A 13,577-nucleotide genomic window follows, 5' to 3' on the forward strand; every position below is an offset into this window, starting at 1 on the left:
CGACTTTCTAATTTGTGTAATGCTCCGTAATATTTTTATCTAGTTTTAGCATTGTCAGGCTATTTCCGGTAAGTGTAAAAAGATGATTTCCATAAACCATAAAAGAAGATATAGTTTGATTGTCGACCTTATAGAGATACATACTTGATATATAATTTCCAGAATTCAAATCATATATGTCAATCATCGATGCGTGTTTTAGCATATTCCGATCCTCATATTTGCCGATACGTTCCGAATTGATGAAAAGCAGATTTTTATAGGTTGCTGAAAATTTATTAATTACCACCGATGGAGCAGCCATTGTAGTTTCATTATCGATATTTGCAACTTTGATATTTGCCTGAGTAACAGTGTCTATTGTTCTTCCAGTTTTTTTTAATTGTAACAACTTGTTAATAGTTAGATACTCATTCCTATAGTAATAAACATAATTCAGTTTTTCTTTGTGAGTTATTAAAAGCATTCCATCCGTATCAAAAATTCCATCTTTTTGCTTTTTTAACAACTCTTGGTTTACCTGAAGTTTGAGGCTGTCCGTGAGCGTATATATACCGAGGATATTTGACGCCGATGCAGGACTTGTTATTCTCACGGCAAGAGTTGTTGCATCTAAAGGTTCGGCAAGAGTGAAACGATTAACTTTCCCTTTTAGAAGTACTGCTTTCCAGTCAGCCGTTTTTCCTCTAAAAATACACGGAACAGTTCCATCGAAAACGAAGAAGTAAGGAGCTAGCACTCTAACCTGAATGGATTGGTACCCAAAACCCATAATGTCCAAAGATATGTGATTGACAATTAACTTAGTGAGCGAAGTATCCACGGTTGTCATAACAAGTGGTGCCGTGCTATTACTCAAATAAATTTGTCCATTTGCTTTGCCTGCAAAATAGTATGAGTTCACTTTAAGATTCATCTTTTTATCCTCGGGTTTTGCGTGTTGGTCAAATCGTCTGACAAAACTGTTGCGTTGATGAACCCTATTTTCTGATATGATATGAAGACCCAAAATGAGAAGGAAACTGCCAGTTGCTGCTGAGATTAAGGTTAATGTATTCTTAGGTGGCTTCATTTTAGTAAACCAATTTGCTGGTTCAAAACCTGATAACAGGATTGCAACTAATGCAAGAATAACAAAGACAAGATTAAATATCAGATGCTCGGACCAATTCATTTTTTCAAGGATGCCTCCGCAAGAACAAGGAACATAAGAACTATAGTTGAGGATTAAGAAAATATATGTTGTAAACATAACCATAAGACAGAATGAACCAAATAGAGCAGTGATGCGGTATCTAGGGATACAGAACAAGATGACAATAGTTAATTCGATGGTTGGTACAGCGATTGCAAATATCCCGGCAAAAGCGCTAAGTAAAGGAGATTGCCCCAACTTAACCTGAAAGTTCTCAAAATCCAATAGCTTACTCACTGCCGCATAAACAAACAATAAAATATAGAGCAGACAAATTAGCTCTAAAATCACCTTTTGCATTCTAACAGTCAGTTTCATAGCGTTATAGTTTAAATTCTATAAAGCAAATTTCTGAATTTAAAAATAAAAGTGCTTGTCATTACGGGAGCAAAAAGGGACTAAAACGGATTATTTAATAAGATAACATTATGGATTATTAATAACCCTGCCAGGGTTTTAAACCCTGGCAGGGTTTCTTTTTAAAAATGAGAAATTCATTGTAAATTTACCCTATTTGTTTTCCAAAGTGAACAAAATAAGATTATTTTGTATTGTATACCGAACAAAAATAAGTATTTTTGTTTTGTAAAGTAAACAATATGGAAGCATTAGTTGAAAAATTTCGCCTTAAGTTAAGTTATATTACTACAGATTTCGTGAGAAGTTTGGAAACGGATGTTAATTGGAATGCTAGGTTAATAGGTATTAAAGGGGCTAGGGGAGTTGGAAAAACGACAATGCTATTACAGCATATTAAATTTAGTTTTGCAGAGGAATTGGACAATACCTTGTATGTAACTTTAGATTCTATTTGGTTCAGTAATAATACTTTGGTTAATTTAGCTGACGATTTTGTAAAAAGAGGGGGAAAGTATCTTTTTTTAGATGAAGTGCATAAATATTCCAATTGGTCGCAAGAATTAAAAAATATCTACGATGATTATCCCATGTTAAAAGTTGTTTTTACAGGGTCATCATTGCTAGAGATTTTAAACGCTAGAGCCGATTTGAGTCGCAGAGCCATTATTTATACAATGCAAGGACTTTCCTTTCGTGAATATCTTAGTATAGAGACAGGACATCGTTTTGATAGATTGTCTTTAGAGTCAATTTTGAAAAATCATGCAAAAGAAGCTACTCTGATTAATACGGTCGTAAAGCCTTTGCAATATTTTGATGCGTACCTTAAACAAGGATATTATCCATTTTATAAAGAAGAACTGGATTTATATACCCCTCGTTTGGAGGAGGTTATTAATATGATGCTGGAAATTGAACTTCCTTTATTGCGGGGACTAGATTTAGCTTATGTTTATAAAATCAAACAATTGTTACTTATTATTTCAGAATCTGTTCCTTTTGTTCCAAATGTTAGTAAACTAAGTGATAAAATAGGAATAGCAAGAGGTACGTTACTTTTGTATTTTCATTATTTGGCCGAAATTGGTCTAACAATCAACTTGTTTAAAGAGGCGGGAGGGATTAGTAGATTACAAAAACCGCTTAAAGTATATTTAGAAAATTCAAACTTAATGTATGCATTATCGCCTAAGGCAGTAAACACAGGTAATAAACGGGACACTTTTTTTGCCAATCAGCTTGGATATTCTCATAAAGTTGCTTACTCTGAAAAGAGTGATTTTTTGATAGATGAAAAGTATGTCTTCGAAATTGGTGGCAAAGATAAGTCGAAAAAACAAATTGCAACCATCGAAAATTCGTTTATCGCAGCAGATGATATTGAGTACGGATTTCAAAACAAAATTCCATTATGGTTGTTTGGTTTTTTATATTAATTGAAAACACAATTGGTATAATCAATAGTTACTAATCACTAATACCACTTCATCTTTTAATATACTGCAAAAGGCTATTCATTTTTGTCCAGTTGAGAGCAGTCGAAACCCTTTTTACAAGTCATATATAATCTCGATTAAAAGCCTGTCCTGAGCGAAGGCGAAGGGCTCCATTTGACTAGAAACAAAACAGTAAATTTAAAGCACAATTGGTATAATCACTAGTTACTAATCACTAATACCACTTCATCTTTTAATATACTGCAAAAGGCTATTCATTTTTGTCCGGTTGAGCGCAGTCGAAACCCTTTTTACAAATCATATATAATCTCGACTAAAAGCTTGTCCTGAGCGCATGCGAAAGGCTCGATTTGACAAGAAACAAAAACAGTAAGTTTAAAGCACAATTGGTATAATTTAGATATAAGCAGAAAACATTTTCATAAGCAAGAATGCGCCTGACAACCTAAAAAAAAATCTATACTCAGGAATTTAGAGCAATAATCCAATTATAAATTCTGATAACGGAACTAGCGTAGAAACCCTCGAAGCAAAAGCACCTAATAACGGTGACTGTTTCTGCTGGAGGTCAATAGTTGTAATCCAGCGTTTCCACAATTTTAAAAATAATTACACTTTGAATAATTTGCGGATCTGCAGTCATTATTTGTAATCCAGCGTTGTAGAATTCCAGTCTGCCAAACCAAATCTATTGACTTTCACAAACTAATTAGTGTTAACTAAACCTGACAGGTTTTATAAACCTGTCAGGTTTACTGTTGAGGTAGTAATACTAGCTTGATTCCGTTGCACCTCAAATGGCGAAAACCCATAATGCTTTTTGAAAGATTTTGAAAAATTTGAATAAGTAGTAAAACCAACCATCACAGAAATATTTTTTAATGATTTGGTAGTATGTTCAATCATAAAATAAGCTTTTTTCAAACGCTCTTGATTGTAAAATTTGTAAATACTAGTTTTGAAGAAATGACGAAAACCCACTTTTAATTTATACTCATTAGTGCCAAATTTACGAGCCAGTAGTTGGATCGATGGGAGCGGAGAGTCTAAATGCGCTAGGATGTAATCATACAGCTGTTGTATTAAAAAAGCATCAACCTTTCTGGATTTAATTTGTTTTTTATGGCGAGTCTCGTCAAAAAGTGGATTATAGAAATCAGAATTTTTTGGAATAGCAAAAGTGAATATGATTTCAGAACGGGGAAGCATTCGACCTACATTACAAGAAATAATAAAAGGCAATTGTGCTTTGTTAATGAAATCAATGGATAAAATCGTCGGTACGGAAACACTACTTTCAAATAGGTCTTGAATTTGCTCTAAGGAAGCAGGTGTTAAAATGGTAGCTAAAGGCTGATCAAGCAATTCGATTTCGGAATAGCCTAAAAATAATAGGAGTTCTGAATTGAAGTTGGTAATAAAGTAATGGGCATCCACTACTAGAGTGGTTGGAGCAATGAATTCAGGATTACGATGAGTGTTAATAAAATCGCTAAGGGAATCCTTCATTTCCTCTGCAACCATATTAATCAAAACCACAATGGTTTCTAATTCGTCATCCTGCGTACTTTGCGGAATGCGAGTATTAAAATTACCGCTAGCCATATCAAACAGCATTTGGTGAACACTAACAATTCGTTTTTGATCATAAATCCCATCCATAATAACTTATTTTTTTGTCCCTCCACTTATTTTGCACTACTTACAATCGAATTGATCCTAAAAGCCAATCACTATTTACTAATCACCAGCTACTAATCACCAGCTACTAATCACCAATCACCAATTACTAATCACCAATTACTAATCACTCTTTACTAATTACTAATCACTCTTTAACAATCACTCTTTACTAATCACTACTCACCAGCTACTAATTACTATTTACTAACCACCAATCACCAATCACCAATCACCAATCACCAATCACCAATCACCAATCACTAATCACCAATTACTAATCACCAATTACTAATCACCAATTACTAATCACCAATTACTAATCACCAATTACTAATCACCAATTACCAATTACTAATCACTCTTTACTAATCACTACTCACCAGCTACTAATTACTATTTACCAATCACCAATTACTAATCACCAATTACTAATCACCAATTACCAATTACCAATTACTAATCACCACTCACTAATCACTATTTACTAATCACAACTCCTTTCAAATACTGCAACGCAGCAGCCTCAGAAGAAAAAATCTGAGTAGGAACGGAGGGCTTATTGACTTGTAAGTAAAAAGTGCTTATAGTCAACAGTAGTTTTTCATGAACAACGAAGCCAACAGCAGTTGCTAATACAGAGCCAAGTTGTGCTAAATAATCTCTGCTCGCTTTATCGATGCTAACTACACCACGTAGGTCACATAAAATAGGGTAAGCTCGTTCCCGTTGAAAATGGATTCGATCAGTCACAACAAGTTGAGCAACTTTAAGATCGATAAGCGTACTGGGTTTGTATTCGAAAAAGAGAATACCATCAGCGATCCAAAATTTCGCAAATCGATTCTCATAAAAATCATGGGCTGCAATCATGTTTTATGAATTTTGAGGTGTATAATTAACAAAAGTAGAAAGAATATCAATTGATTTACATGTCAATTCGGGAATGTTAGTTGTTTTTTATGTCTTTTGTTGTCAATTCGGGAGTTTTTGTTGTCATATTGGGAGTATTCCATTATAACATGAAAAAACTTTCATTTATTATGCTGAATTTTAGTGCTTTAAATAATTAACCAACTAAAAATCTACTAACAAATGGCAAAAATTAAACACAACAACTTTATCGATACGGTCGATGAGGTATTCGCAGGAGCAAAAAAAGAAGGAGTTTTACATCTTTACGCTGAAGATGAATATTTAAACGGTAGAACGATTACTATAAAAGGTAAAAAAATGTTCCATTTTGGAACAACTGGATACCTAGGTTTAGAACAAGACAGTCGTCTCAAAGAAGCTGCTATTTTAGCGATACAAAAATATGGAACACAATTTCCTTTGTCCAAATCATACATATCCAATCCATTATATGCAGAACTAGAATATAAAATAGAGTTAATGTATGGCATACCACCCATTATAGCTAAAAATAGTACACTAGGTCACATCGCTGTAATTCCTACTGCTGTTAGGGATGAAGATGGGGTAATTCTGGATCACCAGGTCCACTGGAGTGTTCAAAATGCTTGTCAACTACTAAAATTGAGAGGAATTCCTGTAGAGATGATCCGACATAGCAATATGGATATGCTCGAATATCAAATCAATAAACTTTCCTCTAAGTGCAAAAGAATTTGGTACATGGCCGATGGAGTTTACTCTATGTTTGGTGATTTTGCACCTGTGGCTGAACTAATGGAATTAAGCAAAAAATATCCACAGTTGTACCTATATTTCGACGATGTTCACGGTATGAGTTGGCAAGGAAAAAATGGAACGGGCTATGTGCTAAGTGTCCTTAAAGAACTACCACATAACGTGATGATTATGGCAACATTAAGTAAAACCTTTGGTGCCAGCGGAGCCGCTTTAATCTGTTCGGATCAAAAGCTACGAGAAAAAATTAAAAATTTCGGTGGACCACTTACTTTTTCCGCACAATTGGAACCAGCATCGGTTGCAGCCGCAATAGCCGCCGCAGATATTCACCTCTCTACTGAAATTGAAGTGTTACAGGCTGAATTAGCGGGGAAAATAGGGTACTTCAACGACTTACTTTCTAAAACTTCCTTGCCCATTATAGTTCAAAATAACTCACCTGTATTTTTTCTGGGAACTGCAATGCCTTTAACAACATATAAACTAGTACAAAGTTTGTTCCAAGAAGGTTTTTTTGTAAATCCAGCAATTTATCCAGCAGTTCCAGTAAAAAATACAGGCATTCGGATTACGCTCTCTAGGCACAATCAAAAGGAAGAAATAAAAGAATTAGTAGAAGCAATTGAAAAATTTTTCCCATTAGCATTGGAAGAAACGGCTAACTCACTGTATAAAATAAATCGAGCATTCGGTCGGGATAAAACTATATACGTGCAAGAAAAACAAACGAATAATTCAGGTTTAAAGGTACAGTATGAAAAATCCATTACAAAGATAAACAAAACCATTTGGAATGAAATTTTAGTCAAACAAAGTACTTTTGACTGGGAAGGAATGAAATTTTTAGAAGATGCCTTTTCAAATAACAATAGTACGGAGAATGACTGGGACTTTTATTATTTTGTTATTAAAGACGACTTAGATAAGCTTGTTTTAGCTACTTTTTTTACTTTCGGACTCTGGAAAGACGACATGCTAGCACCAGAATCAATATCGCTGCAATTGGAGGAGACAAGAAAACAAGATCCGCTATACCTTACATCAACAGTGCTGGCCATGGGTTGTTTATTTACGGAAGGAAACCATTGCTACAGAAACGAGTCACATCCATTAGCTAAAGAAGCGATGGAAGTTTTACTTGAGCAAGTTGATATATTATATAACACCCTAGATGCAAATCTTTTAGTATTTAGAGACTTTGATCAAAGTTTAGAGTTAGACACTGTTTTCCACAATCATGGCTTTTTAAAAATCAGTATGCCTGAAACAGCCAAAATTCAAAAATTAGAATGGGAATCTACTGAGGAATTTATAAATAGCCTCTCTTCTCGCTCTCGAAGACATTTCCATGAAGAGGTATTACCATTTGAAAAATCTTTTGATATAGTAATAAAAGATAAATTAAACGCTGATGAAATGGAGCAATGCTATAAACTTTACAAAAATGTAAAAAACAACAACCTTTCAATCAATACATTTACATATCCCATTGAGATTTTTAACAAAATGATAAATCATCCAAATTGGGAGTTCATTCTGCTATATTTATCTAGTAATGAAAGTGAAGAAAATAAGCAGCAGCTCGTGGGGGTTATGTTTTGTTATAATAATAGCAATTTTACGTACGTTCCTGCACTAATTGGAATGGATTATACATACTCCTTAAAATTCCAAATTTATAGACAACTCTTATATCAGACAATTAAAAGAGCGCGAACAGCTAATTTTAAAAAAATTGACTTTGGCTTTTCAGCTACTTTTGAAAAGAAAAAGCTGGGCGCTATGGTGTATCCTAAAATAGCCTACATCCAAGCAAGAGATAATTTTTCAATGGAATTAATGGGAATGTTACAAAACGAAACTTTAAGATAATCTTCAATCAGTAGAACCACAATAAATGTAGCTGAGCTATCAGTTGTGGACTAATACCACTTCATCTTTGAATATACAGTAAAATACTGCTGATTTTTTTTGTCCAGTTGAGCGCAGTCGAAACCCTTTTACAAGTCATTTATAATCTCGACTAAAAGCCTATCCTAAGCGAAGGGGAAGGGCTCGATTTGACAAGAAACATAACAGTAAATTTAAAGCACAGTTGGTATAATTACTATCTACTATTCACTATTTACTAATCACTATTTACTATCTACTAATCACTAAAACCACTTCATCTTTGAATATACTGTAAAAGGCCATTCATTTTTGTCCGGTTGAGCGCAGTCGAAACCCTTTTTACAAGTCATATCTAATCTCGACTAAAAGCCTGTCCTGAGCGCATTCGAAGGGCTCCATTTGACAAGAAACATAACAGTAAATTTAGAGCACAGTTGGTATAATTACTATCTACTATTCACTATTTACTAATCACTATTTACTATCTACTAATCACTAAAACCACTTCATCTTTGAATATACTGTAAAAGGCCATTCATTTTTGTCCTGTTGAGCGCAGTCAAAACCCTTTTTACAAGTCATATCTAATCTCGACTAAAAGCCTGTCCTGAACGCATTCGAAGGGCTCCATTTGACAAGAAACATAACAGTAAATTTAAAGCACAGTTGGTATAATTACTATCTACTATTCACTATTTACTAATCACTATTTACTAATCACTAATACCACTTCGTCTTTTAATATACTGCAAAAGGCTATTCATTTTTGTCCGTTTGAGCGCAGTCGAAACCTTTTTTACAAGTCATTTATAATCTCGACTAAAAGCCTGTCCTGAGCGCATGCGAAGGGCTCGATTTGACAAAAAACAAAACAGTATATTTAAAACGAAATTGGTATAATAATAGAAATTCTATAAAGAAGATTTTACAAATGATGCATGTCAAATATATAGGATTTGTATCCAAAGCAATATGCAATAGTGCTGCTATAATCAACGAGCAGCACCGAAAAAGACACTAAACCATTAACCTACGATTACGAATAAACAATCATTTTAACAGTAACCCACATCTAAAAAAAATGAAACCAAACAAACACCTGACTTGCTTATTTGATCGCTTAATTGAAGACCAAACAATTCATCCCACCCACATCAGTTTGTACTTTACTTTATTTCAGTATTGGAACATCAATCACTTCCAAAACCCCATCAGCATCACCCGTGAGGAAATGATGCTCAGCAGTAAAATAGGATCTAGAGCTACTTATCACAAGTGTATGCGAGAACTCAATGATAAAGGTTATATAAAATACATACCTACTTTTAATCCATTTAAAGCCAGTTCAGTTCAGTTATTTAACTTTTCAGAAGCAGACACTTTGGAGATATAAATACTTTAAGATAGAATGTCTGCAGTACACACCCCATAATATATACATGCCCCCTTTAAAGTATAGCTCCATAATAAATAACCTTATTTCCAATACTTCTCATATAACCTCCCATCAATTAATTCTCAATTCCGTTTCGAATTCCCCTCCTTTGGAGGGGTGCCCGCCGCGGCGGGTGGGGTGGTAAATATTTACTCAAAAACTAAATCGTTAACCATTATCAATGACAATATCATCCATGAAAAAAGTAAAAACTGGAGTAACCATCAATGATTAGTTGTTACCGTCATCATAACCGGAGGCGCAGAGTTCATCAAGCAAAAAATTGAAAACTTAATTTCAAAGAAACTCATTTAAAAAAAAAGGCAAGTAGACAAAAACGAATATGAATGACTCTCGTTATGCGATTGCTTCGTTCCTCGCAATGACTCCACAACCCGAACTGTTTCTGTGCCTACCGATATAACCCATAACAATTTCACCCAGAGCTTGTCGAAGGGAATAACCGAAAACAAAAAACTTCGTGCCTTAGAGTCTTCGTGGCTAATCACATACTAGCTACCGCATAACGCATAACGGAAAACAGATAACCTTAGCGCCTTAATGGTTAAACAGATAACCCAAAACGGAAAACATATAACCCAAAACGGAAAACATATAACCCAAAACAGATAACCGATAACAGAAACCCCTAAAAAAAAAGAGTCCAGACACAAAGTCTGGACTCTCAAACAAAAACATCATAAAAGAAATAATTCAATTACTTCTCTTTTCGAAACACTTTTTTAAGCAGTATAGAAATACTGAAACTAACAACTGCGCCAATAACACCAAGTAAAATAGTTTTCAATAAATCATCCGAATTTAAATTCGGCAAGACACTCAAAAAAGTACCACTAGCAGTCCCTATTAAAGGACTGTTACTCCCTTGCATTAAGTTCCGAATTATGATCACTAGTCAATTGACTAACTGCCGAGAGAACACCACCGGCAACTGTAAAATATCCCGCTAGGGTAACTATTGTAAGCGGCAGAACAACAGGGGCTGCCATAATACTGCCACCAACTCCCGCCATAACAAGACCAATAGTACGAAGTAATTTAAAAAATTTCGGAGTAGGAGCCTTAGCTCGTTTTAATATAGTCATAATTTTATCTTTTTATAATTCCGATAAGGAATAAGATTGAACAAGTAATAAAATACTCTCTTTGGTTTCCAACTGAGGATAAATCAACTTTTTAAGCGTGTCAAAAGCTTTTCTAGACTGGGTTCCAGAACCGGCACCCGAAAGCTGACTCACGGGTGCAATGCACCCTCGAAGTTCAGTTAGGGCATTATTCGCAGGATGAAACAAGATCAAATTCCTGTTAGGAATATCCAAAATTTCAAAATGCCAGCCAAATCGCTTACTATAACGCTTCTCGATAAAATATTCTCCCTCTGGAATACAGGAAACTTGTGGTAGGTTACGCTTGTAGGGCAGCTCAATCGTATAACATATTAACCGACCTTGATATACAAGTTTTCCATTGGTTCCTACGGGAAAATAAGTTCTGGTTAAAACCAAAACCATTTTAAAGTCCGCTTACGGCAACTAACGCCAATGGGTTATACGATCCATTTTTTAGACTGTACATCTGACCATTAACTTCTTGGTAGAATTCAATACCCACTGCTAGAAAAAGAGGCTTTGTACTATTCGCAGTTACCGTATTAACGTGATTTATCGCTACTGTAGGAATTATATTCCATGGTAGAGGAGCAGTTTCTTTATTGGCAGAAACAAAGGTTTCGGCCTCAAAATCAACTTCGCTTCCTCCGGAAATAATTTTAAAATGAGTCGTTCCAGAGGGAGCAGAAATCATATTTGCTGGAACAAAAGGAGCAATGGTAACCGATATTTCACCAGTAACACGGTCGATGTTACTAACGTAGGGAACAAACAGGCAAGAGCCTAAGGTACTGTTTAAGTTAAAGTCAAATCCTGTCAACAATTCGGCTTCTCCATCAATTACATTACGCAAACCACGTATGCTAGTCGTATCAGCTTGAATAACCTTAATCATAGACTGGGTCAAACGGCTCACCATTCTACTGTCAGAAGAGTTCAAAAGCAAGGTGCGCAGTGATAATCTTAATGTTTTACCTGCCTTTCCAGCTCTTCCAAATTCAGATCCATTTTCTCGTGTACGTTGAAAAGCAGGATCATTTGCAATTCTTTTTGCATCAAGGCCTCCTTTTTCGCGGGCTAGATGACCATCTTTAGTCTTGTAAAAAGTAATATCTCCGATAGTACCTCTTAATTTAATAATACCTTTTTGTTGGGCCATAATTTCTAATTGTTAAATGTAGATGTATAAAATGTTAGGTACATTTTTTCAAACCTGATAAAACCAATTTCGATGCATCTAAAAGCGGATTTACAGTACAAATCTCTGTTTAATTAATTGTAAATCAATAGCGTAGGGTTCTGTAAAGACCATAAAAGACTAATAAGATCATAATAGCCTATTTTGACACCATAGAATTCTATGTTTCATTGGAAAACAGTGTTCAATATCTTTTATCAAGCCACATTTCAATACCAAATAAGAATGCCTTTTTACTTTAAACTAGTCAGATTGTTTATTCCTAATCCTTAAAAAATAGGAAATTTTACCTATCTAGGAGATTAATCCGTTCATGAGAATGATAAAATAAACCATTAGATGGAACAGATTTCTTCTTGCAAAACAGTTAACCATCTCAGCTGCTCTTTCAATTCCCCTATCCAATTCCCCTATCTAATTCCGTTATCTAATTCCCCTCCTTTGGAGGGGTGCCCGCAGCAGCGGGTGGGGTGGTAACTATTTACTAACCAAAACGCTAATCCAAAACGCGTATAATTCATCACTAAGTACGATTGCTTCGTTCCTCGCAACGACTCTAAAAGACGATCGATGCAAATTTTTTCCGTTTCTACAAACAAAACCCAAAGCATAAAACCCATACCGTATAACCTAAAATTAAAACCTTCGTGCCTTAGCGCCTTCGTGGCTAAACAAAAACTTGCTGACGCATAACGGAAAACAGATAACCCATAACTCATAACCGATACCGTATAACCGAAAATAAAAACCTTCGTGCCTTAGCGCCTTCGTGGCTAAGCACAAACTTGCTGACGCATAACGCATAACGCATAACGGAAAACAGATAACCCATAACTCATAATTCATAACTCATAATCGCAAACAGAAAACCTTAGCGCCTTTGTGGCTAATCACATACTAGCTACCTCATAACGGAAAACAGACAACCCATAACAGAAAACGGATAACCCACAATCGATAACTCAAAAAAATAAGCATTTACTTATTAAATAAATAATATTCCATAACTTTGAAAAGCAAATTCTGCTTCTGCAAATAAAAATAGAGATACTAGCAAGCAAAAGCATGGATAAAGCATGGATAAAGCATGAAAACAGAACTGAAAAGAGTATGTATTTACCCGAAAGACGTTCAGAGGATTACAGGAAAAAGTTATCGTTATGCACGATTACTTTTAATTACTATTAAAAAGCAATTAAATAAACAAGAACATCAATTCGTAAGCATTGAAGAATTTTGTTTGTATACGGGCTTAAAATTAGAACTGGTACAGCCGCTGATTGTGGGTTAAACAGTTGAGTTAAAGTGCTCATATACCTTTTCATAGATTCAGAGAACTAGTTCAATAACCAGTTCAGTCAAGTTCTTTAGGTAGGTGTCTGTTAGCTAGTGGATTACAAGTTGTGCTATATGTTTCTAATGCGGATGTATCTTCTATGGTTTAAAAATGCAGCATAATTTTCAGTTCAAATTATTTATATTTGATTAATTAACTATTTTTGCAGGAGTAAGAAAAAGTGCTAAATTATAGTAAACATAGCTGAGGCACTTGTTATTAATTGTTACAATTGTC

General features: G+C 34.8%; 11 protein-coding genes. 4 read left to right on the forward strand and 7 right to left on the reverse strand.

Going from position 1 to position 13,577, the window contains the following annotated elements; translation table 11 throughout:
- Positions 1 to 7: 7 nt before the first annotated feature.
- A complete protein-coding gene (locus tag BC961_RS10460) occupies positions 8 to 1,513 on the reverse strand; it encodes a MauE/DoxX family redox-associated membrane protein (RefSeq protein WP_121925811.1) in 1,506 nt (501 codons plus the stop codon).
- Positions 1,514 to 1,794: 281 nt separating this feature from the next.
- Between BC961_RS10460 and BC961_RS10465 the strand changes: the two genes are divergently transcribed.
- Positions 1,795 to 2,991: an ATP-binding protein gene (locus BC961_RS10465; RefSeq protein ID WP_121925812.1), complete on the forward strand. Its 1,197-nt coding sequence runs from the start codon at positions 1,795 to 1,797 to the stop codon at positions 2,989 to 2,991.
- Between the two features lie 756 nt (positions 2,992 to 3,747).
- On the opposite strand, the gene BC961_RS10470 is transcribed toward BC961_RS10465, so the two are convergent.
- Positions 3,748 to 4,674 carry a helix-turn-helix domain-containing protein gene (locus BC961_RS10470; RefSeq protein ID WP_121925813.1) on the reverse strand — a complete coding sequence of 309 codons (927 nt, stop codon included), beginning with the start codon at positions 4,672 to 4,674 and terminating at the stop codon, positions 3,748 to 3,750.
- A 498-nt stretch (positions 4,675 to 5,172) separates the two neighbouring features.
- Complete coding sequence (locus tag BC961_RS10475) at positions 5,173 to 5,565, reverse strand: DUF7793 family protein (RefSeq protein WP_121925814.1); 393 nt, start codon at positions 5,563 to 5,565, stop codon at positions 5,173 to 5,175.
- 222 nt (positions 5,566 to 5,787) lie between these two features.
- Between BC961_RS10475 and BC961_RS10480 the strand changes: the two genes are divergently transcribed.
- Complete coding sequence (locus tag BC961_RS10480) at positions 5,788 to 8,220, forward strand: aminotransferase class I/II-fold pyridoxal phosphate-dependent enzyme (RefSeq protein WP_121925815.1); 2,433 nt, start codon at positions 5,788 to 5,790, stop codon at positions 8,218 to 8,220.
- Positions 8,221 to 9,322: 1,102 nt separating this feature from the next.
- Positions 9,323 to 9,634, forward strand: a complete 312-nt coding sequence (locus BC961_RS10485) for a hypothetical protein (protein ID WP_211331317.1) — start codon at positions 9,323 to 9,325, stop codon at positions 9,632 to 9,634.
- Positions 9,635 to 10,554: 920 nt separating this feature from the next.
- Here BC961_RS10485 and BC961_RS10490 read toward each other — a convergent pair.
- The 4 genes from BC961_RS10490 to BC961_RS10505 all read right to left on the reverse strand — a co-directional run bounded on the left by BC961_RS10490 (position 10,555) and on the right by BC961_RS10505 (position 12,723).
- Positions 10,555 to 10,782, reverse strand: a complete 228-nt coding sequence (locus tag BC961_RS10490) for a hypothetical protein (RefSeq protein WP_121925816.1) — start codon at positions 10,780 to 10,782, stop codon at positions 10,555 to 10,557.
- A 12-nt stretch (positions 10,783 to 10,794) separates the two neighbouring features.
- A complete protein-coding gene (locus BC961_RS10495; protein WP_121925817.1) occupies positions 10,795 to 11,208 on the reverse strand; it encodes a DUF5675 family protein in 414 nt (137 codons plus the stop codon).
- 1 nt (position 11,209) lies between these two features.
- Positions 11,210 to 11,965, reverse strand: coding sequence for a hypothetical protein (locus tag BC961_RS10500; protein WP_121925818.1), 756 nt, complete (start codon positions 11,963 to 11,965; stop codon positions 11,210 to 11,212).
- A 449-nt stretch (positions 11,966 to 12,414) separates the two neighbouring features.
- Entirely contained in the window at positions 12,415 to 12,723 is a 309-nt protein-coding gene (locus BC961_RS10505) for a hypothetical protein (protein ID WP_121925819.1), read from the reverse strand.
- A 368-nt stretch (positions 12,724 to 13,091) separates the two neighbouring features.
- Here BC961_RS10505 and BC961_RS10510 point away from each other — a divergent pair, with 368 nt between their 5' ends.
- Complete coding sequence (locus BC961_RS10510; protein ID WP_072993066.1) at positions 13,092 to 13,295, forward strand: hypothetical protein; 204 nt, start codon at positions 13,092 to 13,094, stop codon at positions 13,293 to 13,295.
- The last annotated feature ends 282 nt before the right edge of the window (positions 13,296 to 13,577 follow it).

Source organism: Flavobacterium weaverense, assembly GCF_003688495.1.
GTDB classification, from domain to species: Bacteria; Bacteroidota; Bacteroidia; order Flavobacteriales; family Flavobacteriaceae; genus Flavobacterium; species Flavobacterium weaverense.

Bases quoted from the DNA above. Each gene is read 5' to 3' on its own strand.
- BC961_RS10460 (WP_121925811.1), bottom strand. From the start codon at position 1,513: ATGAAACTGACTGTTAGAATGCAAAAGGTGATTTTAGAGCTAATTTGT.
- BC961_RS10465 (WP_121925812.1), top strand. From the start codon at position 1,795: ATGGAAGCATTAGTTGAAAAATTTCGCCTTAAGTTAAGTTATATTACT.
- BC961_RS10470 (WP_121925813.1), bottom strand. From the start codon at position 4,674: ATGGATGGGATTTATGATCAAAAACGAATTGTTAGTGTTCACCAAATG.
- BC961_RS10475 (WP_121925814.1), bottom strand. From the start codon at position 5,565: ATGATTGCAGCCCATGATTTTTATGAGAATCGATTTGCGAAATTTTGG.
- BC961_RS10480 (WP_121925815.1), top strand. From the start codon at position 5,788: ATGGCAAAAATTAAACACAACAACTTTATCGATACGGTCGATGAGGTA.
- BC961_RS10485 (WP_211331317.1), top strand. From the start codon at position 9,323: ATGAAACCAAACAAACACCTGACTTGCTTATTTGATCGCTTAATTGAA.
- BC961_RS10490 (WP_121925816.1), bottom strand. From the start codon at position 10,782: ATGACTATATTAAAACGAGCTAAGGCTCCTACTCCGAAATTTTTTAAA.
- BC961_RS10495 (WP_121925817.1), bottom strand. From the start codon at position 11,208: ATGGTTTTGGTTTTAACCAGAACTTATTTTCCCGTAGGAACCAATGGA.
- BC961_RS10500 (WP_121925818.1), bottom strand. From the start codon at position 11,965: ATGGCCCAACAAAAAGGTATTATTAAATTAAGAGGTACTATCGGAGAT.
- BC961_RS10505 (WP_121925819.1), bottom strand. From the start codon at position 12,723: ATGAGTTATGGGTTATCTGTTTTCCGTTATGCGTCAGCAAGTTTTTGT.
- BC961_RS10510 (WP_072993066.1), top strand. From the start codon at position 13,092: ATGAAAACAGAACTGAAAAGAGTATGTATTTACCCGAAAGACGTTCAG.